Origin of the sequence: Cupriavidus pampae, from assembly GCF_914271485.1 — a bacterium.
Taxonomy (GTDB): Bacteria; Pseudomonadota; Gammaproteobacteria; order Burkholderiales; family Burkholderiaceae; genus Cupriavidus; species Cupriavidus pampae.
Window position 1 is genome coordinate 581,766 of sequence record NZ_CAJZAG010000001.1, and the last position, 25,835, is coordinate 607,600.

Annotated in this window: 21 protein-coding genes and 1 pseudogene; 18 read left to right on the forward strand and 4 right to left on the reverse strand. The window is 64.4% G+C overall.

Going from position 1 to position 25,835, the window contains the following annotated elements; genetic code table 11:
• Positions 1-6: 6 nt before the first annotated feature.
• From aceE to hpxZ, 12 genes are all read left to right on the forward strand, one after another.
• Positions 7-2,694 carry a pyruvate dehydrogenase (acetyl-transferring), homodimeric type gene (aceE, locus tag LDO41_RS02535; RefSeq protein WP_223981428.1) on the forward strand — a complete coding sequence of 896 codons (2,688 nt, stop codon included), beginning with the start codon at positions 7-9 and terminating at the stop codon, positions 2,692-2,694.
• Positions 2,695-2,851: 157 nt separating this feature from the next.
• Complete coding sequence (gene aceF / locus LDO41_RS02540) at positions 2,852-4,528, forward strand: dihydrolipoyllysine-residue acetyltransferase (RefSeq protein WP_223981431.1); 1,677 nt, start codon at positions 2,852-2,854, stop codon at positions 4,526-4,528.
• A 97-nt stretch (positions 4,529-4,625) separates the two neighbouring features.
• Complete coding sequence (locus LDO41_RS02545) at positions 4,626-5,234, forward strand: Ntn hydrolase family protein (RefSeq protein ID WP_223981433.1); 609 nt, start codon at positions 4,626-4,628, stop codon at positions 5,232-5,234.
• Between the two features lie 36 nt (positions 5,235-5,270).
• Positions 5,271-7,061 (forward strand): dihydrolipoyl dehydrogenase, encoded by a 1,791-nt coding sequence (gene lpdA / locus LDO41_RS02550; RefSeq protein WP_223981436.1) that lies wholly within the window; start codon positions 5,271-5,273, stop codon positions 7,059-7,061.
• Between the two features lie 250 nt (positions 7,062-7,311).
• Positions 7,312-9,159 carry an allophanate hydrolase gene (atzF, locus tag LDO41_RS02555; protein WP_223981439.1) on the forward strand — a complete coding sequence of 616 codons (1,848 nt, stop codon included), beginning with the start codon at positions 7,312-7,314 and terminating at the stop codon, positions 9,157-9,159.
• A 62-nt stretch (positions 9,160-9,221) separates the two neighbouring features.
• On the forward strand, positions 9,222-10,319 hold the full coding sequence (locus LDO41_RS02560; RefSeq protein WP_223981441.1) for a BMP family ABC transporter substrate-binding protein: 1,098 nt from the start codon (positions 9,222-9,224) through the stop codon (positions 10,317-10,319).
• A gap of 30 nt (positions 10,320-10,349) precedes the next feature.
• Positions 10,350-11,522 (forward strand): ABC transporter permease, encoded by a 1,173-nt coding sequence (locus LDO41_RS02565; protein ID WP_223981444.1) that lies wholly within the window; start codon positions 10,350-10,352, stop codon positions 11,520-11,522.
• Positions 11,515-12,441, forward strand: a complete 927-nt coding sequence (locus LDO41_RS02570) for an ABC transporter permease (protein WP_223981447.1) — start codon at positions 11,515-11,517, stop codon at positions 12,439-12,441. The genes LDO41_RS02565 and LDO41_RS02570 overlap by 8 nt, the downstream gene beginning before the upstream one ends.
• 30 nt (positions 12,442-12,471) lie before the next feature.
• Positions 12,472-13,176 (forward strand): biuret amidohydrolase, encoded by a 705-nt coding sequence (gene biuH, locus LDO41_RS02575; RefSeq protein ID WP_223981450.1) that lies wholly within the window; start codon positions 12,472-12,474, stop codon positions 13,174-13,176.
• Positions 13,177-13,216: 40 nt separating this feature from the next.
• On the forward strand, positions 13,217-14,851 hold the full coding sequence (locus LDO41_RS02580; protein ID WP_223981453.1) for an ABC transporter ATP-binding protein: 1,635 nt from the start codon (positions 13,217-13,219) through the stop codon (positions 14,849-14,851).
• Positions 14,852-14,868: 17 nt separating this feature from the next.
• A complete protein-coding gene (locus LDO41_RS02585) occupies positions 14,869-15,528 on the forward strand; it encodes a cysteine hydrolase family protein (protein WP_223982333.1) in 660 nt (219 codons plus the stop codon).
• 30 nt (positions 15,529-15,558) lie between these two features.
• Positions 15,559-15,951 carry an oxalurate catabolism protein HpxZ gene (gene hpxZ, locus LDO41_RS02590; protein WP_223982336.1) on the forward strand — a complete coding sequence of 131 codons (393 nt, stop codon included), beginning with the start codon at positions 15,559-15,561 and terminating at the stop codon, positions 15,949-15,951.
• A 312-nt stretch (positions 15,952-16,263) separates the two neighbouring features.
• On the opposite strand, the gene phaP1 is transcribed toward hpxZ, so the two are convergent.
• Positions 16,264-16,845, reverse strand: a complete 582-nt coding sequence (phaP1, locus tag LDO41_RS02595; RefSeq protein WP_223981456.1) for a TIGR01841 family phasin PhaP1 — start codon at positions 16,843-16,845, stop codon at positions 16,264-16,266.
• Between the two features lie 462 nt (positions 16,846-17,307).
• On the opposite strand from phaP1, the gene LDO41_RS02600 reads away from it, so the two are divergent.
• The 5 genes from LDO41_RS02600 to LDO41_RS02620 all read left to right on the forward strand — a co-directional run bounded on the left by LDO41_RS02600 (position 17,308) and on the right by LDO41_RS02620 (position 22,037).
• Positions 17,308-18,288 carry a histone deacetylase family protein gene (locus tag LDO41_RS02600; RefSeq protein ID WP_223981459.1) on the forward strand — a complete coding sequence of 327 codons (981 nt, stop codon included), beginning with the start codon at positions 17,308-17,310 and terminating at the stop codon, positions 18,286-18,288.
• Between the two features lie 77 nt (positions 18,289-18,365).
• Positions 18,366-19,223 (forward strand): DMT family transporter, encoded by an 858-nt coding sequence (locus tag LDO41_RS02605; RefSeq protein WP_223982339.1) that lies wholly within the window; start codon positions 18,366-18,368, stop codon positions 19,221-19,223.
• A gap of 32 nt (positions 19,224-19,255) precedes the next feature.
• Entirely contained in the window at positions 19,256-19,951 is a 696-nt protein-coding gene (locus LDO41_RS02610; protein WP_223981462.1) for a nitroreductase, read from the forward strand.
• A 223-nt stretch (positions 19,952-20,174) separates the two neighbouring features.
• Entirely contained in the window at positions 20,175-21,371 is a 1,197-nt protein-coding gene (gene pbpG, locus LDO41_RS02615) for a D-alanyl-D-alanine endopeptidase (RefSeq protein ID WP_223981465.1), read from the forward strand.
• Positions 21,372-21,431: 60 nt separating this feature from the next.
• On the forward strand, positions 21,432-22,037 hold the full coding sequence (locus LDO41_RS02620) for a GNAT family N-acetyltransferase (protein WP_223981468.1): 606 nt from the start codon (positions 21,432-21,434) through the stop codon (positions 22,035-22,037).
• Between the two features lie 36 nt (positions 22,038-22,073).
• Here the strand turns inward: LDO41_RS02620 and LDO41_RS02625 are convergent, their stop codons facing one another.
• The 3 genes and pseudogenes from LDO41_RS02625 to LDO41_RS02635 form a co-directional block, all read right to left on the reverse strand.
• Complete coding sequence (locus tag LDO41_RS02625) at positions 22,074-23,747, reverse strand: cation acetate symporter (RefSeq protein WP_377740731.1); 1,674 nt, start codon at positions 23,745-23,747, stop codon at positions 22,074-22,076.
• Positions 23,744-24,049 (reverse strand): DUF485 domain-containing protein, encoded by a 306-nt coding sequence (locus LDO41_RS02630; RefSeq protein WP_223981471.1) that lies wholly within the window; start codon positions 24,047-24,049, stop codon positions 23,744-23,746. Before LDO41_RS02630 ends, LDO41_RS02625 begins: the two co-directional genes overlap by 4 nt.
• A gap of 402 nt (positions 24,050-24,451) precedes the next feature.
• Positions 24,452-24,823 (reverse strand): annotated as a pseudogene (locus LDO41_RS02635) (hypothetical protein); the annotation flags it as partial.
• A 280-nt stretch (positions 24,824-25,103) separates the two neighbouring features.
• Here LDO41_RS02635 and LDO41_RS02640 point away from each other — a divergent pair.
• Positions 25,104-25,739 carry a hypothetical protein gene (locus LDO41_RS02640; protein WP_223981474.1) on the forward strand — a complete coding sequence of 212 codons (636 nt, stop codon included), beginning with the start codon at positions 25,104-25,106 and terminating at the stop codon, positions 25,737-25,739.
• The last annotated feature ends 96 nt before the right edge of the window (positions 25,740-25,835 follow it).

The window sequence follows — 25,835 nt, forward strand, 5'->3', positions numbered from 1 at the left end:
ACAGTCATGTCAGCCGTACCAGAGCAGATCCTCGGCGCCAGCAGCGCCAATGACGCAGACCCCCAGGAAACGCATGAATGGCTCGACGCCCTCCAGGGTGTCATCGCCGCCGAAGGTCCCGAACGCGCGGCCTTCCTGATCGAGAAACAGATCGAATACGCACGCGTGAACGGCGTGAACCAGCCGTTCCATGCGGAGACGCAATACATCAACACGATTCCGGTCGAGCTGCAGGCACGCATCCCTGGCGACCAGGACATCGAGCACCGCATCCGTTCGTACACGCGCTGGAACGCGATGGCGATGGTGCTGCGCGCGAACAAGCACACCAACGTCGGTGGCCACATTTCGTCGTTCGCTTCGGCCGCGACGCTCTATGACGTCGGCTACAACCACTTCTGGCGCGCTCCCACCGAAGAGCTCGGCGGCGACCTCGTATTCGTGCAGGGCCACTCGGCGCCTGGCGTGTACTCGCGCGCGTTCCTGCTGGGCCGCCTGACCACCGAACAGCTCGACAACTTCCGCCAGGAAGTGGACGGCAAGGGCATTTCGTCGTACCCGCACCCGTGGCTGATGCCGGACTTCTGGCAGTTCCCGACCGTGTCGATGGGCCTTGGCCCGATCATGGCGATCTACCAGGCCCGCTTCATGAAGTACCTGGACAGCCGTGGCCTGGCCAAGGCCGGCAACCGCAAGGTCTGGGCCTTCCTCGGCGACGGCGAGACTGACGAGCCGGAATCGCTCGGCGCGATCGGCATGGCCGGCCGCGAGCGTCTGGACAACCTCGTCTTCGTGATCAACTGCAACCTGCAGCGCCTGGACGGTCCGGTGCGCGGCAATGGCAAGATCATCCAGGAACTGGAGTCGGAATTCCGCGGCGCCGGCTGGAACGTGATCAAGGTGGTGTGGGGCAGCCGCTGGGACCAGCTGCTGGCCCGTGACACCAAGGGTCTGCTGATGAAGCGCATGATGGAATGCGTGGACGGCGAGTATCAGACCTTCAAGTCCAAGGACGGCGGCTACGTGCGCGAGCACTTCTTCAACACGCCGGAACTGAAGGCCATGGTGGCCGACTGGACCGACGACGACATCTGGCGTCTGAACCGTGGCGGCCACGATCCGCACAAGGTGTACGCCGCCTACAAGGCCGCGAGCGACCACAAGGGGCAGCCGACGCTGATCCTGGCCAAGACCATCAAGGGCTATGGCATGGGCGACGCTGGCCAGGCCATGAACGTGGCCCACCAGCAGAAGAAGATGCCGGTGGAGTCGATCCGCAAGTTCCGCGATCAGTTCCTGATTCCGGTGCCGGACGACCAGCTCGAGAAGGTGCCGTACCTGACGTTCGAGGAAGGTTCGAAGGAACTCGAATACATGCGTGCGCGCCGCATGGATCTCGGTGGCTATCTGCCGCAACGCCGCAAGCAGGCCGCGCCCCTGGCCGTGCCTGAGCTGAAGGCCTTCGAGGCGTTGCTCAAGGCCTCGGGCGAAGGCCGCGAAGTGTCCACCACGATGGCATTCGTGCGGATCCTGAACACGCTGCTGAAGGACAAGCAGATCGGCAAGCATGTGGTGCCCATCGTGCCCGACGAGTCGCGCACGTTCGGCATGGAAGGCCTGTTCCGTCAGGTCGGCATCTGGAACCAGCAAGGTCAGAAGTACGTCCCCGAGGACCATGACCAGCTGATGTTCTACAAGGAATCGGAAACCGGTCAGGTGCTGCAGGAAGGCATCAACGAAGCCGGCGCGATGTGCGACTGGATCGCCGCCGCCACGTCGTACTCGACGCATGGCGTGCAGATGATTCCGTTCTACATCTACTACTCGATGTTCGGCATCCAGCGTATCGGCGACCTGTGCTGGGCCGCGGCCGACATGCGCTCGCGCGGCTTCCTGCTGGGCGGCACGTCGGGCCGTACCACGCTGAACGGCGAAGGCCTGCAGCACGAGGATGGTCACTCGCACGTGTTCCACGCCGCGATTCCGAACTGCATTTCGTACGACCCGACCTTCCAGTACGAACTGGCGGTGGTGATGCAGGACGGCCTGCGCCGCATGTATGCCGAGCAGGAAGATGTCTATTACTACCTGACGGTGATGAACGAGAACTACGAGCACCCGGAAATGCCGGTGGGCGCGGAGGCCGACATCGTCAAGGGCATGTACCAGTTCCGCAAGGGCGTCGAGAACAGCAACGCGCCGCGCGTGCAACTGCTGGGCTCGGGCACGATCTTCCGCGAGGTAATCGCCGCCGCCGACCTGCTGAAGAAGGACTGGGGTGTGGAATCGGATCTGTGGGGTTGCCCGAGCTTCACCGAACTGGCCCGCGAAGGCCAGGACGTCGAGCGCTTCAACCTGCTGCACCCGACCGAGACGCCGCGCGAGTCGTTTGTCGCGCAGAAGCTCAAGGGCGTGCGTGGTCCGGTGATTGCCTCGACTGACTATGTGCGCGCGTTCGCCGAACAGATCCGTCCGTTCGTGCCGCGTCGCTACGTGGTGCTGGGCACCGACGGTTTCGGCCGCTCGGACACCCGCGAGAAGCTGCGCCACTTCTTCGAGGTGGACCGTCACTGGGTCACGCTGGCCGCGCTCAAGGCGCTGGCCGACGAAGGCGCGATTGGTCGCGAGAAGGTGGCCGAGGCCATCAAGAAGTACAACCTCGACCCGTCCAAGCCGAACCCGATGTCGGTCTGATATCCCGCACAACACGCCAAAACAACGCACGAACCCCCGCAGCGCGGCCCCGGCCGCCTTGCGGCGCGGCGACATGACAGATTCGCGCGGTGGGAGTAATCTCGCCCGCTACATCTGTCGTTTGTCGCACGTGCCGGCTGCCCAGGAGAGACACTGAATGAGTCAAGCGATTGAAATCAAGGTGCCGGATATCGGCGACTATGACGCCGTTCCCGTCATCGAAGTGCATGTGAAGCCCGGCGACACGATCAACGCCGAAGACGCGCTGGTCACGCTCGAGTCCGACAAGGCGACCATGGACGTGCCGTCGCCGCAGGCCGGCACGGTCAAGGAAGTCCGCATCAAGGTGGGCGACAACGTCAAGGAAGGCTCCGTGCTGGTGATGCTGGAACCGGCTGGCGCCTCCGCACCGGCTCCGGCCCCGGCGGCGGCTGCCCCGGCACCCGCAGCGCCCGCGCCGGCACCCGCTGCCGCCGCACCGGCGCCCGCTCCCGCACCGGCCGCTGCGCCGGCCGGTGGTGGCGGCATCATCGAGGTCAAGGTCCCCGATATCGGCGACTACGACGCCGTGCCGGTGATCGAAGTCCACGTGAAGGCGGGCGACACGATCAACGCCGAGGACGCGCTGGTCACGCTCGAGTCCGACAAGGCCACCATGGACGTGCCGTCGCCGCAGGCCGGCACGGTCAAGGAAGTCAAGGTCAAGGTCGGCGATAACGTCAAGGAAGGCGTACTGCTGCTGATCCTGGAAGGCGCTGGCGGCGGAGCCGCCGCCCCCGCACCGGCGGCTGCGGCAGCTGCGGCGCCTGCTCCGGCACCTGCGGCCGCACCGGCCCCGGCTGCGGCCGCAGCGGCTCCGGCGGCATCCGCACCGGCACCCGCTGCCGCGCCCGCACAGGGCGTGACCGGCAAGGCCGCACATGCAAGCCCGTCGGTGCGTCGTTTCGCGCGCGAGCTCGGCGTGGATGTGTCGCGTGTGGCCGGCACCGGCCCCAAGGGCCGTATCACGCAGGAAGACGTGCAGGGCTTCGTCAAGGGCGTGATGAGTGGCCAGACCGCGGCGCCTGCTGCCGCGGCCGCAGGCGGCGGTGGTGGTGGCGAGCTGAATCTGCTGCCGTGGCCGAAGGTTGACTTCAGCCGCTTTGGCGAGTTCGAGAGCAAGCCGCTGTCGCGCATCAAGAAGATCTCGGGCGCGAACCTGCATCGCAACTGGGTGATGATCCCCCACGTCACGAACAACGACGAGGCCGATATCACCGAGCTGGAAGCGTTCCGCGTGCTGCTGAACAAGGAAAACGAGAAGTCCGGCGTCAAGGTGACGATGCTCGCGTTCCTGATCAAGGCCACGGTCGCGGCGCTGAAGAAGTTCCCGAACTTCAATGCCTCGCTGGACGGCGACAACCTCGTCTTCAAGAAGTATTTCAATATCGGCTTCGCGGCCGATACGCCGAACGGCCTCGTGGTGCCGGTGCTCAAGAACGCCGACACCAAGGGCGTGATGGAGATCAGCAAGGAGATGGGCGAGCTGGCCAAGGCCGCGCGCGAGGGCAAGCTCAAGCCGGACCAGATGCAGGGCGGCTGCTTCTCGATCTCGTCGCTCGGCGGCATTGGCGGCACGCATTTCACGCCGATCATCAATGCGCCGGAAGTCGCGATCATGGGCGCGAGCAAGTCGGCCATGAAGCCGGTCTGGGATGGCAAGCAGTTCGTGCCGCGCCTGATGCTGCCGCTGTCGCTGTCGTATGACCATCGCGTCATCGACGGTGCCGATGCGGCGCGCTTCAACGCGTTTATCGGCCAGTTGCTGGCGGACTTCCGCCGCATCATCCTCTGAGCGTGAACGGAACCGGCGCGGGCACAGTGCTTACAGTGCTCGCTCCGGTGCCGCGCTCCGGCGAACACCCGCAGATATCCGATTCCGGAGGCCAGCCATGACTACCTGTGTCGTTGTCAGGAAGGGCACCGAAGTGGCCATCGCGGCCGACGCGCTGGTGACGTTCGGCGATACGCGGCTGTCGCGTGCCTACGAACGCAACCAGAAGGTCTTTCCGGTGGGCGACAGCTTTGTCGCGCTGGCCGGTACGACCGCGCATTTTCCGGTCATGCGCAGCCTGTTGGTGGGCATGGGTGAAGAGTGCCGGCTCGGATCGCGCGACGACGTGTTCCGCACGTTTCTCAAGGTGCACGAGAAGCTCAAGTCCGAGTATTTCATCAATACCAAGGAAGACGATGACGACCCTTACGAGTCGTCGCAGATCGTTTGCCTGATCGCCAACCCGCATGGCATCTACGGCGTGTATTCGTACCGCGAGGTGTTTTCGTTCGACCGTTTCTGGGGCATTGGATCGGGGCGCAACTATGCGCTCGGCGCGATGCACGCGGTCTACGACCGGCCCGACTTCGGCGCCGGTGACATCGCGCGCGTGGGTGTGGATGCAGGCGTGGAGTTCGACAAGAGTTCGGCGGGACCCATCGACGTGCATGTGGTCGCGCTACAGGATGTGGCAAGCCCGGCAAACAACAACGAAGGCGCGGCCTGAGCCCCGGCGGGGCGGCGCGCATTTGAGGAGCTAAGCATGAGTGTGACCGAAATCAAGGTGCCGGATATCGGCGATTTCGACGCGGTGGAGGTAATCGAGGTGCTGGTCAAGGCCGGCGACACGGTGGAAGAGGAGCAGTCGCTCATCGTCCTCGAGTCCGACAAGGCCAGCATGGATGTGCCATCGTCGTCCGCCGGCAAGGTGGTCGAGATGCGCGTGAAGGTGGGCGACAAGGTGGCCAAGGGCACCGTGATCTGCACGGTGGAAGTCGCCGCGAGCGCGGCCGCGCCGGCTGCTGCGGCACCGGCTCCTGCTGCTGCGCCGGCTCCGGCAGCCGCTGCCGCACCGGCCCCGGCTGCCGCGCCGACCGCCGCCAAGCATTCGGGTAGTGCCGATATCCAGTGCGACATGCTCGTGCTGGGCGCGGGCCCCGGTGGCTACTCGGCGGCGTTCCGCGCGGCCGACCTCGGCATGAATACCGTGATCGTCGAGCGTTACGCGACGCTCGGTGGCGTGTGCCTGAACGTGGGTTGCATTCCGTCGAAGGCGCTGCTGCATAACGCCGCGATCATCGACGAAGCGAAGGCACTTGCCTCGCATGGCGTGTCGTTCGGCGATGTGAAGATCGATCTGGACAAGCTGCGTGGCTACAAGGAATCGGTGGTCGGCAAGCTGACCGGCGGTCTCGCGAGCATGGCCAAGATGCGCAAGGTGCAGGTGGTGCGCGGCTTCGGTACGTTCCTCGATCCGTATCACCTGGAAGTGCAGGAAACCGAGGGCGACGGCCAGGCCACGACTGGCAAGAAGACCGTCATCCAGTTCAAGCAAGCGATCATCGCGGCCGGCAGCCAGGCCGTGATGCTGCCGTTCATCCCGAAGGATCCGCGCATCGTCGATTCGACCGGCGCGCTGGAACTGCCGAGCATCCCGGGCAAGATGCTCGTGATCGGTGGCGGCATCATCGGCCTGGAGATGGCGACGGTGTACAGCACGCTGGGCGCGCGCATCGACGTCGTGGAAATGCTCGATGGCCTGATGCAGGGCGCGGACCGCGACCTCGTCAAGGTGTGGGACAAGATGAACAAGCATCGCTTCGACAACGTGATGCTCAAGACCAAGACGGTCGGCGTGGAAGCGAAGCCGGACGGGATCTACGTGAAGTTCGAGGGCGAGGCCGCACCGGCCGAGCCGCAGCGCTACGACTTCGTGCTGGTGTCGGTGGGTCGTACGCCGAACGGCAAGAAGATCGGCGCCGAAAAGGCTGGCGTGGCCGTGACGGATCGTGGCTTTATCGACGTCGACAAGCAGATGCGCACCAACGTGCCGCATATCTTCGCGATTGGCGATGTGGTTGGCCAACCAATGCTCGCGCACAAGGCCGTGCACGAAGCGCACGTGGCCGCCGAGGCCGCGCATGGCGAGAAGGCTTACTTCGACGTCAAGCAGATTCCGTCGGTGGCCTACACCGATCCGGAAGTGGCCTGGGCCGGTCTGACTGAAGAACAGTGCAAGGCGCAGGGCATCAAGTACGGCAAGGGCGTGTTCCCGTGGGCTGCGTCAGGCCGCGCCATTGCCAATGGCCGCGACGAGGGCTTCTCCAAGCTGATCTTCGACGAGGAGACGCATCGCATCATCGGCGGCGGTATCGTCGGCACGCATGCGGGCGATCTGATCAGCGAGATCTGCCTGGCGATCGAGATGGGCGCCGATGCCGTGGATATCGGCAAGACGATCCATCCGCACCCGACGCTCGGCGAGTCGATCGGCATGGCGGCCGAGATCTATGAAGGCGTCTGCACGGACGTCCCGCCGCCGCGCAAGAAGTAAAGCCGTACCTGCGAGCCGGCATGCACTGTCGGCTCGCATGCCACGCCTCGTAATGGGGCGTGGCACGGTGTCTCGCACCGTTCTTGCGCCAGCAGTCCTTTCTCTTCGCGTCCGGCGCACGCACCCCCTGCAACAACCAACTCCCTGATTCAAAAGAAAAATATCGGTCGATCGCGGCTAGATTCGTGCTTTGGCACGCCGGTTGCTTTGTTGGGTTCAAACTTGAATACAAGATGGAACCCAAACAAACATGGCTCGCTTCGCTCCGATCGCCACACTGCTGGCGCAATACGCAGACGGCTCGCTGACCCCCACGCAATGCGTGAACGAGGTGCTGGCGCGCATCGAAGCGGCAGATCGTCCCGAAGTCTGGATTCATCGCGTCACGCCTGACGCGCTGCTGGCGCGTGCGCGCGAGCTGGAAGCACGCCTCGCGCGCGAGGGCGGGGCGCTGCTGGCGGCGATGCCGTTGTTCGGCGTGCCATTCGCGGTCAAGGACAACGTCGATGTGGCCGGCTTGCCGACCACGGCCGCGTGCCCGGCGTATGCGTACGTACCAACGGAAACGGCGTTCGCGGTGGAGCAGTTGCTCGCGGCCGGCGCGATTCTGGTCGGCAAGACCAACCTCGATCAGTTCGCGACGGGCCTCGTGGGCACGCGTTCGCCGTACGGCGCGGTGCGTCAGATCGATCAACCGGATCGCGTGTCGGGTGGCTCCAGCTCGGGCTCCGCGGTGGCGGTGGCGGCAGGGTGTGTGGCGTTTTCGCTTGGTACCGATACGGCCGGCTCCGGTCGCGTGCCGGCGGGCTTCAACAATCTGGTCGGGCTGAAGCCGACGCTCGGCCTGGTGAGCAAGCGCGGCGTGGTGCCGGCGTGCCGCTCGCTGGACACACTCTCGATCTTTGCGCACGACGTGGCCGACGCCTGGCGCGTGCTCGCGCAGATTGCCGTGTTCGATGCGCGCGATGGTTATGCGCGTCAGGTGCCCGCGCTGGGTTTGCCGCGCGCGGCGTTGCGCGTGGCGGTGCCCGACGCGGTGGCGTTCGACGGCGATGCCTTGGCCGCGGCCGCGTATGCGCAGACCCTGGACGCGGTGCGGGAGCAACTGGGTGTGGTGCCCACTACCGTGCCGTTCGCGCCGCTGCAGGAAGCGGCGGTGCTGCTCTATGACGGTCCGTGGGTGGCCGAGCGTCGCGCGGCGCTGGGCGCGTTCTTCGACACGCATCGCGCGGAGATCGATCCGACCGTGGCGGCCGTGATCGGCAAGGCCGATCGTTACAGCGCCACCGATGCGTTCCAGGCGCAATACCGTATGGCCGAATTGCGCCGCGAGGCCGAGGCGATGTTCGCGTCGATCGACGTGCTGGTGGTGCCCACCACGCCCACGCATCCGACCATCGCGGCGTTGCGTGATGATCCGATCGGCGTCAACAGCCAGCTCGGTCGCTATACCAACTTCGTCAATCTGCTGGACCTGTGCGCGCTCGCGATACCGGGTGTGCGTCGGGCCGATGGCCTGCCGGCCGGCATTACGCTGATCGGACCGGCGGGTGCCGATCAGCGCCTGGCCGTGCTGGGCGCTCGCATCGCGGCATTGTTTGCCGACAACAATGACACACCCGATGAGGCCGGTGCCGCCATCGCCGACTTGCCGCTGCCCTACGCCGAACCCACCGTCGCGGTGGCCGTGGTCGGCGCGCATCTGCGAGGCCAGCCGCTCAACTGGCAACTGCGCGAAGCTGGCGCGCGGTTGCAGGCCAGCACGCGCACCGCGCCGCAATACCACCTGTACGCGCTGGCCGGCACCACGCCGCCCAAGCCGGGTCTTGCGCGTGCCGCCGCCGGCAGTGGCAGCGCGATCGAGGTCGAGGTGTGGGAGCTGCCGCTGCGCACCTTCGGCAAGTTCGTTGCCGATGTGCCCGCGCCGCTCGGCATCGGCACGCTCGAACTCGAGGACGGTCGCCATGTGAAAGGCTTTATCTGCGAGCCGGCCGCGATTGCCGACGGTGCCGGCGCGCGCGATATCACCGCGTTTGGCGGCTGGCGCGCGTACCTCGCAAGCCTGACTCCGGCCGCAACAGAGCGCGCCGGCGCATAAACGCATCCCCGACACGATCTTCCCAAGACAAACACTCCATCTCACCTGCCCGAGACCACGACATGACCCATCGCCGCGACTTCCTCAAGCAAGCCAGCCTGCTGACGCTCGGCACCGCGCTGCCCCTTCAAACGCTGCTCGCCGCCGACAAGCTGACCGTCGGCGTGCTGTACGTCGGCGCCCGCAATGACTTCGGCTACAACCAGGCGCAGGCCGCGGCCACCGCGATCCTGCGCAAGCTGCCGAATGTGAAGGTGGTGGAAGAAGAGAACGTGCCCGAGACCATCGCGGCGCAGAAGACCATGGAGGCCATGATCCAGCAGGACGGCGCCACGCTGATCTTCGCGACTTCGTTTGGCTACTTCGATCCGCACGTGCTCAAGGTGGCGGCAAAGTATCCGAAGGTGCGGTTCGCCCATTGCGGCGGGCTGTGGAAGTCTGGCAATCCGGCCAATATCTCGAGCTATTTCGGCTATATCGACGAGTGCCAGTATCTGGACGGCGTGGTCGCTGGCCATATGAGCAAGAGCAAGAAGCTCGGCTTTGTCGCGGCCAAGCCGATTCCGCAGGTACTGCGCAATATCAACGCGTTCACGCTTGGCGCGCAGTCGGTGGATCCGTCGATCACCACGCACGTGATCTTCACCGGTGACTGGTCGATGCCGGTCAAGGAGGCGGAAGCCGCCAATGGCCTGATCGATCAGGGCTGCGACGTGCTGACGTGTCACGTCGATGGCCCGAAGGTCGTGATCGAGACCGCGGAGAAGCGCGGCGCGATGAGTTGCGGTTATCACGCGAGCCAGGCCGCGCTCGCGCCCAAGGGTTACCTGACCGGTGCCGAGTGGGACTGGGCCACGCCGTACAAGTCGCTGACTGCCGATGCGCAGGCCGGCAAGGTGCCGCCCAACGTGCTGCGCGGTGGCCTGCGTGAAGGCTACGTCAAGCCGTCGCCATACGGTGCCAAGGTATCGCCGGCCGCGAAACAGGCGGCCGATGCGGTCAAGGCCAAGATGATGGCCGGCCAGTTCGCGATCTTCAAGGGTCCGCTCAAGGACAACAAGGGCGGCGTCGCGATTGCGGCCGGCACCAGCCTGGCGCAGACCGACTACGTGCTGGAGAGCATGAACTACCTCGTCGCCGGCGTGGTGGGTCAGGGTTGAAGCGGTAGGCCATGATGCAGGAGCGCCCAGATGCCTGACGCCAGCTCACCCATCGTCGCCGATCCGGCGGCAGGCTCGATTCCCGCCACGCGGTCGCGCGCGCCGCTGTTCACGCTGCTCAACGCGATCTTGCCGGCATTGCCGACCGTGCTCGCGCTGGTCGGCACGCTGCTGCTGTTCTCGCTGTTTCTGCTTGTGCAGGGCGCGCCCGCGCTCGAGGCGTTGTCGCTGATCTATCAAGGCGCGTTCGGTACCTCATTCGCGTGGCAGAACACATTGATGCGTGCGGCGCCGCTGATGCTGACCGCGCTCTGCGTCGCGTTGCCCGCGCAGGTCGGGCTGATCGTGATCGGCGGCGAAGGGGCGCTGGCACTGGGCGGTCTGGCGGCTGCGGTATTGCCGCAATGGCTGCCGGCCGGCACGCCATGGCCCGTGATGGTGACCGCCATGGGCGCTGTGGCAATGGTGGCCGGCGGCGCATGGATCGGCCTTGCCGGATTGCTGCGTCACTGGCGCGGCGTCAACGAGACCATTGGCAGCCTGCTGTTGTCGTATATCGCCATCGCGCTGTTCAAGCAACTCGTGGAAGGGCCGTTGCGCGATCCGGCCAGTCTCAACAAGCCATCGACATTGCCGCTCGCCGATGCCGCCACCATCGGCACGTTGCCCGGCATGGACGTGCATTGGGGGCTGTTCTGGGGCGTGCTCGCGTGCGTTGCCGCATGGGTGCTGGTGCGCCATGGCACCACCGGGTTTGCGATGCGCGTGGCCGGCGGCAATCCGCGCGCGGCGCGCCTCGTGGGTCTGCCGGTGCGCCGGCTCGCGTTGCTCGCATGCGTGCTTGGCGGCGGCGCGGCCGGTCTTGCCGGCATGTTTGAAGTCGCGGCGGTGCAGGGCAGCGCCAATGCGGCGCTGCTGGCCGGCTATGGCTACGGCGGCATCCTCGTTGCGTTCGCGGCGCGTCAGAACCCGCTCGCGATTATTGCGTGCGCACTGCTGATCGGCGGTATCGAAAGCAGCGGCAGCCTGCTGCAGCGGCGACTCGATCTGCCCGATGCGACCACGCTCGTACTGCAGGGCCTGCTGTTCGCCAACCTGCTTGCGTGGGAAGCGCTCGGCGGCCGCATCGTGGCCTGGCGTCTGCGCCTGCAGGCACGCACACAGATCGCGGACACCCCCGCCATGGAGACCCGTCATGCCTGATCTGCAATCGCCATGGATAGTGCTGGTGCTGTCGCTGGTCAGCGGCGCGATCCGCGTCAGCACGCCGTATCTGTTCGTCAGCCTCGGCGAATGCCTGACCGAGAAGGGCGGCCGTGTGAACCTCGGGCTCGAAGGCATTCTGGTATCCGGCGCGATGAGCGGCTACGCAGTCGCGTATCTGTCCGGCTCGCCGTGGACCGGTGTGCTCGCGGCCGCGGGCGTCGGGCTGCTGCTCGGCTGCCTGCACGGGCTGGTCTGCTCGCTGCCGCGCGTATCGGATATTGCATTCGGCATCGCGCTGATGCTGCTGGGCACCGGCCTCGCGTTCTTTCTCGGCAAGCCGTTTATCGCGCCGCAGGCCCCGATGCTGCCGTCGCTCGAACTCGGCAAATGGACTGGCACACCGCAGCTCGAACAGGTGCTGCGCATCAACGTGCTGTTCGTCGTGGGTGTGGCGCTGGCGTTTGCGTTGCAATGGGGCATGCGTGCCACGCGCTGGGGCCTGACGTTGCGCATGGTCGGCGATCACGCCGAGACCGCGCGCGCGATGGGCTATCCGCTGACGCGCATCCGCGTGGTGGCCACCGCCATTGGCGGTGCGTTCGCGGGCGTAGGTGGCGCGTATCTGTCGCTGGTGTATCCGGGCAGCTGGAACGAAGGGTTGTCGAGCGGACAGGGCCTGATGGCCGTCGCGCTCGTGATCTTCGCGCGCTGGCAACCCTTGCGCTGCCTGTGGGCCGCGTTGCTGTTCGGCGCCGCGGGCGCGCTCGGGCCGGCGCTGCAGGCCATCGGCGTGACCAGTGGCTACTACCTGTTCAATGCCGCGCCCTATGTGCTGACCCTTGTCATCATGATCATCAACTGCCGGCCCGATCGCGCGCTTGCGGGCGCGCCGGGTGAACTGAGTCTGACGCGCTGAGCGCGACGTTGCTATCGAGAGCCAAACACCATGAACATTGCCAACTCCCGCACGATCGAAGCCAAACCTTATCCGTGGCCGTACGACGGCAATCTGCGTCCCGACAACACGGCGCTGGTGATCATCGACATGCAGACCGACTTCTGCGGCTTCGGCGGCTATGTGGACCGCATGGGCTACGACCTGTCGATGACGCGCGCGCCGATCGAGCCGATAAGCCGCGTGCTCGCCACCATGCGCGCGCAGGGTTTCACCATTATTCATACGCGCGAGGGTCATCGGCCCGATCTGTCGGATCTGCCCGCCAACAAGCGCTGGCGCAGTCGTCAGGCCGGCATCGGCGGCGTGGGCATCGGCGATGATGGTCCGTGCGGCAAGATCCTTGTGCGCGGCGAGAAGGGTTGGGAGATCATCGACGAACTCGCGCCGCTGCCGGGCGAGATCATTATCGATAAGCCGGGCAAGGGCTCGTTCTGCGCGACGGATCTGGAGCTGATTCTGCGCACGCGCGGCATCGATAACCTGGTGCTCACAGGCATCACCACCGATGTCTGCGTCCACACCACGATGCGCGAGGCCAACGATCGCGGCTTTGAATGCACGATCCTCGCCGATTGTTGCGGCGCGACCGATCGCGGCAATCACGAGGCGGCGCTGCATATGGTGACGATGCAGGGCGGGGTGTTTGGCACGGTGTCCGACTCGCGCGCGCTGCTGGCGACGCTGGAAGCCTGACGTGGCCGGGCTGACAACCGCCGGGTTGACGGCGCGGAACATGATCGGTGGTATCCCGGTCGATGCGAATGCGGGCGGGCTTGGGCTCGAGGTCATCGGCGCGTCGAAGTCGTTCGGCGCGTTCCGTGCGCTCGACGACGTCTCGATTCGCGTGGCGCCCGGCACCATTCACGCGCTGCTTGGCGAGAACGGCGCGGGCAAGAGCACGCTGGTCAAGGGGCTGGTTGGCTACGGTGTGCTCGACGCGGGCCAGATCGTGGCCGACAAGCGCGAAGTGCGAATCACCTCGCCGCGCGATGCGCAGGCGTTGCGCATTGGCATGGTGTATCAGCATTTCACGCTCGCGGAAGGGATGTCGGTCGAGGAGAACCTGTTGCTCGCGCGCGGGCAGTTGCCGTGGCGTATCGACTGGTCGCGCGAGCGTGCCGCGCTGCGCGAGTTCATGACGCGTATGCCGTTCCGGTTGCCGCTCGATGCACCGGTGTCGGCGCTTGCTGCCGGCGAGAAGCAGAAGCTCGAGATTCTCAAGCAGCTCTACCTGCGGCAACGCTTTCTGATTCTTGACGAACCGACCTCGGTGCTGACGCCGCAGGAGGCCGACGAGGTGCTTGGCCTGATGCGCGCGCTGACCTCGCGCGGCGAACTCACGGTGCTGATGATCACGCACAAGTTCCGCGAGGTGATGGCTTATGCCGATGATGTGACCGTGCTGCGCAAGGGGCGGCAGGTCGGGACGTGCAAGGTGGGCGGCGATGCGTCGGATAACGCCGATCTGCCGTCACGCCTTGCGGCACTGATGATGGGCACGGAAGGTACGGTCACCGATCGCCGCGCGCTTGCGCACGACGGTGCGGACCGCGCCACGCGCAAGCCCGTAGCCGCCGATGCCGCGGTGCGGCTCCAGGTCGAGCACGCGACCGTGATCGATGGCCGCGGGCATCCCGCTGTGCGCGATCTTGGACTGGCGGTGCGTGCCGGAGAAATCCTCGGTATCGCCGGCGTATCCGGCAATGGCCAGCGCGAGCTGGTGGAAGCGCTGACGGGCCAGCGGCCGTTGCGGCAGGGCGCGATGCGCGTCGGTGGCGCGCCGTATCACGCCACGCGCGAGCAGATGCGCGCGCAACGCGTGTTCGCGATTCCCGAAGAGCCGCTGCGCAATGCCTGCGTGCCGGGTATGAGCATTGCCGACAATCTCGCGTTGCGTGACTTCGATCGCGCGCCGCTGCGCCAGCATGGCTGGCGCTTCAATCGCCGGGCCACGCGTGAACGGGCCCGCGCGCGCATCGCCGAGTTCAACGTCAAGCCGCCGGTGCCTGATCGGCCGATCGGTACGCTCTCGGGCGGCAACGTGCAGCGCGCGGTGCTCGCGCGCGAGCTGGGCCAGCCTGTGGACTTGCTGATTGTCGCCAACCCGGTGTTCGGCCTCGACTTCGCGGCCGTGGCCGATATTCACGCGCGTCTGCTCGCGGCACGCGATGCAGGCGCGGCGGTGCTGCTGATCAGCGAGGACCTCGACGAGTTGCTCGCGCTCGCGGACCGCATCGCGGTAATCGCCGAAGGGCAGATCGTGTTCGAAGTCCCCGCCGGCGACGCCGATCGCGAGGTGCTGGGCCGCCATATGGCGGGGCAACACGAGAGCGATGATCATCACAACCTTCAAACATGTCCGACCTGAGCCTCCCTCCGCCCGCCATGCTGACCGCCGCCGCGCTGCCGGCACCGTTCGTCTTCGACCCGCGTGAAACGGCGCTCGTCGTCATCGATATGCAGCGCGATTTCATCGAGCCCGGCGGCTTCGGCAGTTCGCTCGGCAACGATGTGACGCTGCTGTCGGACATCGTGCCGACCGTGGCCGCGTTGCTCGCGCATGCGCGCGCGGCAGGTTGGTTCGTGGTGCATACGCGCGAATCGCACGCGCCCGACCTGTCCGACTGCCCGCCCGCCAAACGCGAGCGTGGCGCGCCGAGCCTGCGGATCGGCGACCCCGGCCCCATGGGCCGCATCCTGATCCGCGACGAACCGGGCACCGCGATCGTTGCGGCGGTCGAGCCGGTTGCGGGCGAGCTCGTGATCGACAAGCCGGGCAAGGGCGCCTTCTACGCAACGGGTCTCGCGAGCGCACTGCGCGAGCGCGGCATTCGCTATCTCGTCTTCGCGGGGGTGACCACGGAAGTGTGCGTGCAGACCTCGATGCGCGAGGCCAACGACCGTGGCTACGACTGCCTGCTGGTTGAAGACGCCACCGCGAGCTACTTCCCCGAGTTCCGCGACGCCACGTTCGCGATGATCCGCTCGCAGGGCGGCATCGTCGGCTGGACCACGCCGCTGGCCGCGCTGGTCGCGGCCACCTGACCACCCACGCACACCGCAATGTCACAAGCCATGGAAATCAATCGCCCCGAAGTGGTCGCACAGGTCGCGGCCGCATTCGAAGCCTACGAGCGCGCGCTCGTCGATAACGATGTGAATGCGATGAACGCGCTGTTCTGGGATACGCCGGAGACGGTGCGCTACGGCATTGCCGAGGTGCAACTCGGCGGCGCCGCGATCCGCGCATGGCGCGAGACCTGCGAGCCGGTACCGCGCTCGCGGCAGCTGCACCGCACGGTCGTCACGACCTTTGGTGATGCGTACGCCACGGTCAGCACAGAGTTCACGAGCGACGCCACGCCGCTACTGGGCCGGCAGATGCAGACCTGGGCCAGGCTCGACACCGGCTGGAAAATAGTGGCCGCGCACGTAAGCCTGATCGAGCCGCCGCAAGAGAAGGCTTAGCAGTCGAGGCGGAGCGAACGCTTGAATACCAATGGTTTTCTCCCCTCTCCCTGGAGGGAGAGGGGCCGGGGGTGAGGGCACACCGTGCATCACTACCCGCAGAGGCGAAAAAAAACCCGGCCGTCGCATTGGGACACCGGGTTCTAACGATACCGTTGGAGTTCAAGCCACGCAGCACTGCATGGCCGGGGTACCGAGGAGACGTGGTTACGGGATGAAGTCCATCCCCGTTGGCAAAACGCGCGAAGCTGACATCACGCGCTTTGCCAACGGACCGGCCGAAGCCGGTCGTGCTGGCGAGACCTGGATCAATCAGACTGCCGGAGCAGCCGACTTCTTGGTCGCGGTGCGGGCCGTGGCGCTGGCTTGCTGAGCAGCCTTGCTAGCGGCGGTCGCGGCAGCCTGGAAGTTGCTTTCGGCAATTTCCACAGCTTGCTTCGTGGCCTTCTGGACCGACTCGTAGGCGTTGTTCGCCGCCGAGATGGCCGTCTTCACGATCGCGACGGTCGATTCCGAACCGGCCGGTGCGTTCTTGGCGAAGTTGTCGACGAGGGCTTGCACCTTCTTCGAACCTTCGGCCAGTTGGGTTTCAGCCACCTTGGTGAACTCGGTCTGGGTTTCCGAAGCGATTTCGTACAGGTGACGGGTGTAGGCGAGGGTCTTTTCCGCGACCGGCTGAACCAGCGAAGCTTGAATAGCCAGCAGTTCCTGCGCGTCCTTGGCCGACAGTGCCTTCTTGGCGTTATCGACGTTCTCGGCGAAAGTGGCCTTGACCACTTGCAGGTTCAGCTCGACCAGCTTCTCAACGCCTTCGAAGGCCTTGGTGGTCAGACCGAACAGGGTCTCGAGGTTGGCTTTTTGTGCTGCTGCAACTTGTTCCGGGGTAAGGATCATTGCTGGTCTCCAGTGGTGAAGTGGTGAGCTTCTAAGGTAAGCAAATTGAAAACTAGGTCGCCCAGATGTCAGAGCCATGAAGCTACTGAGTTCGTAGCAGCCGCCTCATCGCCAGCCCGAGCGTATTTTTTGCTTTTGGCACCTTTGATCACCCTTACCGAATTTCGGATCTCTCGCGAGTCTCTCGAATCTCGCCTCGGGTTAACCATTGGTGCGCCGCAACAATTCCTATTCTAAGGGTTGTCTCATTGGAGTCAAGCGCTTTTTGTGCAACGCACAAAAGATAACCGCACAAACCGGCTCGCAGGGGCATCGATCGCCACCTATACGGCGTTGTATAAGGGTTTATCCCGATCAAGAAAGCGCGCCGCACGATGATGCGACGCGGGAATTTCAAACGGTTCCCACCCGCCCCGAGTCCGCGTCCGCGCCGCCAGGGCAGCGGTGCTACCATCGCGGGCTATGCTCGCTTTCTACGCCGACCACTTCGTCCTGCCGCTGCCCCCGGGGCACCGTTTCCCGATGCGCAAGTACAGCATGCTGCGAGACGCGGTCATGACGGAAGTGCCGGATATTGCACTGCACGAGGCACCGCGCGCGGACGACGAGGCACTCTCCCTTGCGCACGATGCCGCCTATATCGCCGACGTCTCGGCCGGTCGGCTCGACCCCGCCCGCCAGCGCGAAATCGGCTTCCCATGGTCGATAGAGATGGTCGAGCGCTCGCGCCGCTCGGCGGGCGCGACGATCGCAGCCTGCCGCACCGCGTTCAAGGAAGGCATCGCCGTCAACCTCGCGGGTGGCACTCACCATGCCTACGCCGACAAGGGCGGCGGCTTCTGCGTGTTCAACGACGCCGCCATTGCCGCGCGCATGCTGCAGCGCGATGGCCTGGCGCGGCGTGTGGCGGTGATCGACCTCGACGTGCACCAGGGCAACGGTACCGCCTCGATCCTGCGTGACGATCCCACCGTATTTACGCTCTCGCTGCATGGCGAGAAGAACTACCCATTTCGCAAGGAAGCCAGCGATCTGGACGTGGGCCTGCCCGATGGCTGCGACGACGAGACCTACGCGCAGGCGCTGCGCGGCGCGCTCGACACGCTGTTCGCGCGCCTTGCCCCGGATCTGCTGATCTATCTGGCGGGCGCCGATCCGCACGAGGGCGATCGGCTGGGCCGGCTGCGCCTGACCATGGCGGGCCTGGCGCAGCGCGATGCGCTGGTCTTCGACGCCGCCTTGACGCGCGGCCTGCCGATCGCGGTGGCCATGGCCGGCGGCTATGGCAATCAGATCGAGGACACCGTGGCGGTGCATCTGCAGACCGTGACGCTGGCGGCGCGCCATCAGGAACGATGGCGCACCCGGCAGAAGGCGGCTGCGGCCGCAGTGGCGGTGTCGTCCGCGGTGTCGTCGGCAGTGTCGTCCGCGGTGTCGTCATGAGCACGCGCGATACGGTGGCGCTCGGCGCTTCGGGTAGCGCGGCCGGTGGCGCGGCAAATCGCCTGTGGCTGGCGGCCATGCCGTGGCTGTTCGTGGCGCTGTGGAGCACGGGCTTCGTGGTGGCCAAGTACGGCCTGCCTTACGCGGAACCGATGACGTTTCTGTTCCTGCGCTTCGTCGGCGTACTGATCCTGATGGTGCCGTTCGTGATCGTCGCGCGCGTGCCCTTACCACGGCACGAGGGTGGCGATATCGACTGGCCTCGCATCGGCCATATCGCGGTGTCCGGGCTGCTGCTGCAGGCGGGCTACCTCGGTGGTGTCTGGGCGGCCATGAGCCTCGGCATGCCGGCCGGATTGTCGGCGCTGATCGTCGGCATGCAGCCGGTGCTCACGGCGATGGTGGCCACGCGCATGGGAGAACGCGTGCGGTTCCTTCAATGGCTCGGGCTGATACTCGGCCTCGTGGGCGTCGGGCTTGTCGTATCCAGCAAGCTCAGCACGCTCGGGCTGTCGCTGACGAGCCTTGGGCTTGCGGTGGGCGCGCTCGCGTCGATCACGGCCGGCACGCTGTACCAGAAGCATTTCTGCCCGATGTTTGACCTGCGCATGGGCGCCGTGATCCAGTTCGGTGCAGCGGCGGTCGCGTGCGTGCCCTTTATGTTCGCGTTCGAGACGCGCGAGGTGCATTGGAATCTTGCGCTCGTCGCCTCGCTCGCGTGGTCGATCGTGGCGCTCTCGCTCGGTGCGATCTCGCTGCTGTTCCTGCTGATTCGACGCGGCGCGGCCATGCGGGTATCGAGCCTGATGTATCTGACCCCGCCGACCACGGCGGTGATGGCATGGCTGCTGTTTGGCGAGCGCTTCACGCCGATCGCGGCAGCTGGCATGGCGGTTGCGGCAGTGGGCGTGGCCCTCGTGATCCGCCGGCAGTGACTACTCTAAAACTAGCAAGGAGACCCGACAGCATGGCCACCGCACCCGAAGTCGATACCGTTGACCGCGCGATCGTCACGCGCCGCTCGATTCGCGCGTTTCTCGACACACCGGTCCCGCGCGAGACCATCGAGGAGATTCTCTCGGTGGCCAGTCGCGCACCTTCGGGCACCAATGCGCAGCCTTGGCGCGTCTATGTACTGGCCGGCGATGCGAAGGTGCGGCTGTGCACGGACGTGTTGGCCGCGTACGACGATCCTGAACGAGACACCAAGTATCACGAGGAATATCCGTACTATCCGCGCGAGTGGGTCAACCCGTATCTCGCGCGTCGGCGCAAGGTGGGCTGGGACTTGTACGGGCTGCTGCAGATCGGCAAGGAGGACAAGTCGCGCATGCATGCGCAGCACGCGCGCAATTTCCAGTTTTTCGATGCGCCGGTCGGCATGATCTTCACGATCGACCGGATCATGGAGCAGGGCAGCTGGCTCGACTACGGCATGTTCCTGCAAAGCATCATGGTGGCCGCCCGGGCGCGCGGGCTCGATACCTGTCCGCAGGCGGCCTTTACGCAGTTCCATAGTGTGATCCGCGCGCATCTGCGGATGACCGAGGATGAAATGGTGGTGTGTGGCATGGCGCTCGGATATGCGAATCCCGACGCCGCCGAGAATCAGTTGATGACTGAACGTGAACCGGTTGATGGGTTCGCGCGTTTCCTCTCGTGACCGATTGGAAGCTCAGGGTGTGGCGCGCGTGGCCGATAAACAGGAATGGCGGTCGGCCCGCGATGTTTGCAGAGCGTTAAATGTGATGCATCGAGTTCATTTATCGTAATACGGAATGTCTGCGAAATCGAACTTTAACGAGCTTCTGTAAGTCTTTAATCTTGCTAAGAATTTCTTTATTTCCTAAACTAGCGCCATTCCTGATGCCGCGTTGCACAGACCCATGTTCCGGACCGATTTCTCTCTATTTCGCCCCTTCAGCCCTGCGCGGCTGAATACGCTTGCAACGGCTGCGCTGGTGTCGCTGGCCTTGCTGGCCGCGCCCGTGGCCAATGCCGCCACGTCCAAATCCTCCAAATCTGCTCAATCGTCCGGTAAAACGGCAAAAAAGCCGGTAAAGGCCACTAAATCGTCGGCGAAGGTTGCTGCCGTCAAAGAGTCCGCCGCTCCGGCCCGCAAGGTGATCGTGCTGCGTAACGGCAAGCGCCAGGTGGTGGCGCAGCGCGTGGCACCGGTCCGCGCCGCGTTCATTCCGGCCAAGCCGACGCTGGGCGAAGCCATGGGCCTGCGCGATACCGAGGACGCTCTGGCGTTGCGGTCATCGGTGGCGCTGGTGATGGATCAGGGCACCAACGAGGTCCTGTTCCAGAAAAATCCCACCGCGGTGCTGCCGATCGCCTCGATCACCAAGCTGATGACCGCGCTGGTGGTGATGGACTCGCGCCTGCCGATGGATGAAGTGCTGACCGTCAACGAGGAAGATCGCGACCTCGAGAAGCACAGCAGCTCGCGCCTGCGCTTTGGCACGCAGCTCACGCGTCACGAACTGCTGTTGCTGGCGCTGATGTCGTCGGAGAATCGCGCCGCGTCCGTGCTCGGTCGCAGCTATCCGGGCGGACTGCCCGCGTTCGTCACGTCGATGAACCGCAAGGCCCGCGAACTCGGCATGAACGACAGCCACTTCGTGGATTCGAGCGGCCTCTCGAGCAGCAACGTCTCGAGCGCGATGGATCTGGCGCGCCTTGTCAACGCGGCCTATCGCAATCCGACCATCCGCGAGTTCTCGACGCAGACCGAGCATGAAGTGAACGTGCTCGGCCGCACGCAGCATTACGTGAGCACCAACCGCCTGGTGCGCGGCGGCAACTGGGAAATCGGCCTGCAGAAGACTGGCTTTATCTCCGAGGCCGGTCAGTGTCTGGTGATGCAGGCCCGCGTCAACGGCCGCAACGTGGTGATGGTGTTCCTGGATTCCGTCGGCAAGCTTTCGCGCTTCGCCGATGCCACGCGCGTACGCGACTGGCTGGAGCACGCGCCGGCGGTGCAGGCACCGCACGCGTTCCCAAACTCCCCAAACCTTACGCAGGGCCCTAGCAATCCGCACGCGGTCCTGGTCTCGCAGCAGGCACGCGGCATCTGACCTTTTGCCGCAGCCAACTTGAAGACGCGCCGGAGCCGCAAGCTCCCGGCGCGTTTTTTTATGCTCATGACAATCCCGACGATTCTGAATCTTTCCGAAGCCGCCGATGTGGATCAGGCTGCGGCTGCACTGGTGCTGGCGTTCGATACCGACCCGTATATGCGCTGGATGTACGACGGCCCGCAGGGCTACGTGCATGGCAGTTTCGCGCTGTTTCGCGTGCTGGTTGCGGAAGCGTTGGCTGCGGGCGGTGCTCAGACTATCGGCGCCGATGCTGCGCCCGTGGCGGGCACTGCGCTGTGGCTGCCGCCCGATGCCGAGGGTGACGACGCCGCGATCGAAGATGTGGTGCGCAGCACTGTGGACGCTGCGCGGCGGCCGTTGCTTGGCGAGATGATTGGCCGCGTCTACGAGACGCGGCCCACCACGCCGCACTGGTATCTGTCGTCGCTTGGTATCGATGCCGTCGCGCGCGATCAGGGCCTTGGGTCGCGCCTGCTCGCGCACGGTCTGCGTGCCTGCGATGACGACCATTTGCCTGCGTGGCTATGGTCGTCGAACCCGCGCAATCTGGAGTTCTACGGCCGTCACGGTTTCGAGGCGTTGGCCACGGTACGTGTCGGCGACGCGCCGCCGCTGTTTCCGATGCTGCGTGCGGCGCGTTGAGGACCCGCTAAGGACCCGTTGAGAGTCTCCTGACGATCAGTGCGCGGTGGCTTCGCCCGCGCCGATGCCGGTCTCGGAGCGCAGTTCCTGCGCTTCAAAGCCTGCCTTGTCCACCGCCGCGCGGCGCGACTTGTCGGTCACGGAGAACAGCCAGATCCCGGCGAAACCAATCGTCATCGAGAACAGTGCGGGCGAGGTGTAGGGGAACGGCGCGCTCTTGAAGTGGAACACGTCGACCCATACCGCTTGCGACAACACCGTCAGGATCACCGCCGACAGCAAGCCGAGGAAGCCGCCGATCATGGCGCCCCGCGTGGTGCAGCCGCGCCACAGCACCGACATGAACAGCACCGGGAAGTTTGCCGAGGCCGCCACGGCAAAGGCGAGCGACACCATAAATGCGATGTTCTGCTTCTCGAATACGATGCCGAGTACCACGGCCACGATCCCAAGAATAATGGTCGTGATCTTGGACACGCGCAGTTCCATCGCGCCCGATGCCTGACCCTGCTTGAACACCGTTGCGTAGAGGTCGTGTGAGACGGCCGTTGCGCCGGCCAGCGTCAGCCCGGCCACCACGGCAAGGATCGTCGCAAACGCCACGGCGGAGATAAAGCCAAGGAACACGTTCCCGCCCACAGCGCTGGCCAGATGCACGGCCGCCATATTGACGCCGCCGAGCAGCTTGCCGCTGCCGTCCTGGAAGCTCGCATTGGTGCTGACCAGTACGATGGCGCCGAAGCCGATGATAAACGTGAGAATGTAGAAATACCCGATCCACGTCGTGGCCCAGAACACGGACTTGCGTGCTTCCTTGGCATTCGGCACCGTGAAGAAGCGCATCAGAATGTGTGGCAGGCCCGCGGTGCCGAACATCAGAGCGATACCGAACGAGATGGCCGAGATCGGGTCTTTGATGAAGTTGCCCGGGCTCATGATCGAGTCCTTCTTGGCATGCACTTCAACGGCCTTGGCAAACAGTTGCTCGGGGCTGAAGTGAAATTGCGCCAGCACCATGAACGCCATGAACGAGGCGCCGCCCAGCAGCAGGCATGCCTTGATAATCTGCACCCAGGTCGTCGCGGTCATGCCGCCGAACAACACATAGATCATCATCAGCGCGCCGACGATGACCACGGCCACCCAGTACTCGAGTCCGAACAGCAACTTGATCAATTGCCCGGCGCCGACCATTTGCGCGATCAAGTAGAACGCCACGACCACCAGCGTGCCCGATGCGGCGAACGCACGGATCGGCCCTTGCTTGAAGCGATAGGCGGCGACGTCGGCAAACGTAAAGCGACCCAGATTGCGCAGTCGCTCGGCCATCAGGAACGTGATGATGGGCCAGCCCACCAGAAAGCCGATCGAATAGATCAGGCCGTCGTAGCCGCTGGAATAAACGGCCGCCGAGATGCCGAGGAACGACGCCGCGGACATGAAGTCACCGGCAATCGCCAGGCCATTCTGAAAGCCAGTAATGCCGCCACCGGTGTAGAACGCGGCCGCGGACTTGGTCTTCTTGGCGGCCCACTTGGTAATGAACAGCGTGCCGATAACGAACACCACGAACATGCCGATCGCGGTCCAATTGGTGGGTTGCTTGACGGCCTGGCCGAGGTCTCCACCGGCCGCGAAGGCCCCGGTCGAGATCAGCAGCGCGAGCGCAGGCAGGGCGGTGGAAGCGCGCATGGCGCGATGCGTCTTCATGCGACCTCCCGCTTGATCTTCTCGGTCAGATCGTCATACACGCTATTGGCGTGACGCACGTAGAGCCCGGTAATCACAACGGTGAAGATGATCACGAACAGGCCAATCGGCATGCCCCACGTCATCACACCATTGCCGACGCGCGCGGCCAGCAGTTCCTTGTCGAACGCAATCAGCAGCACGTAGCCGTAGTACACCACCAACATCACGGCCGTCAGCGCCCAGGTGAGCCGGCCACGACGTTTGATCAGATCGCGATACTGCCGGCTGGCCTTCAGCCTTTCCATCACATCTTGTTGCATGCTGTCTCCTGCATGTGTCTATCACCGTGTGAGCACGGAATGGCTACACGGTAATGGGCGCCGCTTACCCGGTTCTTACAGGGTGAATTGCGCGATGCAGGGGTAAACGTGAGGGGGAATGAGCGACCCATCTGCCAATGGAGGCGGCTCGGTCTACGTCGCAGTAGCAAGCCGTGGGTGCGCTTGATCCGATCGCGTAGGTCGGAAGCGCTCGACGGCTGTGGTAGGCGTAACGTGGTAGAGCCTCTACCGGAAGCGCGTTAGCTCAACGCGTTCACTGGCGATGCCATCGCGATTGGCGCAAGGGAAGAGCTCACTCGATACTCAAAGAGCGCGACGTTTGATACAACAACAATTGCCTTGCGGAGGACCTCGCTAATCGTCCGGACAACGATCACTCCACTAACTGCCTTGCCTTTCGCGAGATTCAGAATGACCCATCCCATATAGTTGGCGAGCTGTCCGATTGGCGGGATATATCAGCCGATGGTGATTGAACCGTACCACCCATTCCAGCGCGGCCAGCTCAACGGATTCACGCGTCTTCCATGCACCACGACAATGGACCAGTTCAGCCTCGTACAGGCTGTTGATCGTCTCCGCCAACGCGTCGTTGTAACTGTCTTCCCGGCTGCCAACCGACGGTTCGATAGCAGCCTCGGCCAAGCGCTCGCCATGGCGATTTCTGATGTACTGCGACGCGCGGTGGGAGTGGTGGATGAGAGATACATCTTTGCCGGGTTGGTGAGCCACCATTTTCAACGCGGTGAGTATCTCTATGAACATTAGCCCGCATGAGAATCTGATTGATGCTCTATTGGCTTATGCATTCGTCCTCTCGAGGAGAGGTGTCGGAGTGGAGGTTCGCAACCGGGGTGTTCGTGTCATGTCTCCCGACATCACATCCATGCCTTACAACAATATGCAAGCGTAATTACAGTGCGTCCAGTCAAGCCGTCGCGACCTAGAAAATGGGCGAGGTAAAGTGTTCCCGCGAGCACTGTTTTCGTAGGAAATGCTAGCATCACCTCCATTTTTAATGGAGGTGATGGAGATGTATTTTGGTAACTCGCCGGACAACGAGCAGCATCGACGCCAGGCTGACGCCTTAGAGGCCGCGGCAAGCGGAGCTCAGCAAGCGTCTGCGATCGCTGCTGAGGCTGCACGCGCGGCCAAGACCTCCGCCCGAGCAGCTTGGGTACAGGCGGTTGGATCACTGCTAGGGCTTGCTATCGCGATTGCGATACCTTTCTATCAAAATCACCGCGATGCTGAGAAGGCGGCGGAAGCGGATCGCGCCAAAGAGCAAGCTGTCTGGATTCAAGTTCGGAATTCGGCCATTGATGTGGTCGATATCCTCATGGATGCGAAACGCCAAATTTCGACTATCAGGGCTGGCACTCAACTCGCCTACCAACTTCCAGTCTGGCAGTTTGAGGATGCACGCCAAGGCATCCGGAGGACTCAAGTTCAACTGTCAGATGACAAGGCGCTTATGATGCTGGCCGACATCCGTCAGTCGCTGGGCGAGGTAAAGATAATTCTCATGCCACTCGATGGTAAAGGAGCCGACGTGGTGGCCACAGATCCGATGCTGCAATGGATCGAGGGCGCAATTAAGCGGGTATCTGCGATGGGAGATAAGGCGAGCCTCTCTTCTGGCAAGTACGATTCGCCCGTCCATCAATGATGGACGCAGACATTCTCCCCCGTAAGGCGCGGCCTTTGTCGACGTCAGCCGGTCAAGCGACGGTGAGCAAAAGCCTAGTACAGGCAACCAGGACTC

Excerpts from the sequence above, each read along its gene's own strand:
- aceE (WP_223981428.1), top strand. The coding sequence starts at position 7 with ATGTCAGCCGTACCAGAGCAGATCCTCGGCGCCAGCAGCGCCAATGAC.
- aceF (WP_223981431.1), top strand. The coding sequence starts at position 2,852 with ATGAGTCAAGCGATTGAAATCAAGGTGCCGGATATCGGCGACTATGAC.
- LDO41_RS02545 (WP_223981433.1), top strand. The coding sequence starts at position 4,626 with ATGACTACCTGTGTCGTTGTCAGGAAGGGCACCGAAGTGGCCATCGCG.
- lpdA (WP_223981436.1), top strand. The coding sequence starts at position 5,271 with ATGAGTGTGACCGAAATCAAGGTGCCGGATATCGGCGATTTCGACGCG.
- atzF (WP_223981439.1), top strand. The coding sequence starts at position 7,312 with ATGGCTCGCTTCGCTCCGATCGCCACACTGCTGGCGCAATACGCAGAC.
- LDO41_RS02560 (WP_223981441.1), top strand. The coding sequence starts at position 9,222 with ATGACCCATCGCCGCGACTTCCTCAAGCAAGCCAGCCTGCTGACGCTC.
- LDO41_RS02565 (WP_223981444.1), top strand. The coding sequence starts at position 10,350 with ATGCCTGACGCCAGCTCACCCATCGTCGCCGATCCGGCGGCAGGCTCG.
- LDO41_RS02570 (WP_223981447.1), top strand. The coding sequence starts at position 11,515 with ATGCCTGATCTGCAATCGCCATGGATAGTGCTGGTGCTGTCGCTGGTC.
- biuH (WP_223981450.1), top strand. The coding sequence starts at position 12,472 with ATGAACATTGCCAACTCCCGCACGATCGAAGCCAAACCTTATCCGTGG.
- LDO41_RS02580 (WP_223981453.1), top strand. The coding sequence starts at position 13,217 with ATGATCGGTGGTATCCCGGTCGATGCGAATGCGGGCGGGCTTGGGCTC.
- LDO41_RS02585 (WP_223982333.1), top strand. The coding sequence starts at position 14,869 with ATGCTGACCGCCGCCGCGCTGCCGGCACCGTTCGTCTTCGACCCGCGT.
- hpxZ (WP_223982336.1), top strand. The coding sequence starts at position 15,559 with ATGGAAATCAATCGCCCCGAAGTGGTCGCACAGGTCGCGGCCGCATTC.
- phaP1 (WP_223981456.1), bottom strand. The coding sequence starts at position 16,845 with ATGATCCTTACCCCGGAACAAGTTGCAGCAGCACAAAAAGCCAACCTC.
- LDO41_RS02600 (WP_223981459.1), top strand. The coding sequence starts at position 17,308 with ATGCTCGCTTTCTACGCCGACCACTTCGTCCTGCCGCTGCCCCCGGGG.
- LDO41_RS02605 (WP_223982339.1), top strand. The coding sequence starts at position 18,366 with ATGCCGTGGCTGTTCGTGGCGCTGTGGAGCACGGGCTTCGTGGTGGCC.
- LDO41_RS02610 (WP_223981462.1), top strand. The coding sequence starts at position 19,256 with ATGGCCACCGCACCCGAAGTCGATACCGTTGACCGCGCGATCGTCACG.
- pbpG (WP_223981465.1), top strand. The coding sequence starts at position 20,175 with ATGTTCCGGACCGATTTCTCTCTATTTCGCCCCTTCAGCCCTGCGCGG.
- LDO41_RS02620 (WP_223981468.1), top strand. The coding sequence starts at position 21,432 with ATGCTCATGACAATCCCGACGATTCTGAATCTTTCCGAAGCCGCCGAT.
- LDO41_RS02625 (WP_377740731.1), bottom strand. The coding sequence starts at position 23,747 with ATGAAGACGCATCGCGCCATGCGCGCTTCCACCGCCCTGCCTGCGCTC.
- LDO41_RS02630 (WP_223981471.1), bottom strand. The coding sequence starts at position 24,049 with ATGCAACAAGATGTGATGGAAAGGCTGAAGGCCAGCCGGCAGTATCGC.
- LDO41_RS02640 (WP_223981474.1), top strand. The coding sequence starts at position 25,104 with ATGTATTTTGGTAACTCGCCGGACAACGAGCAGCATCGACGCCAGGCT.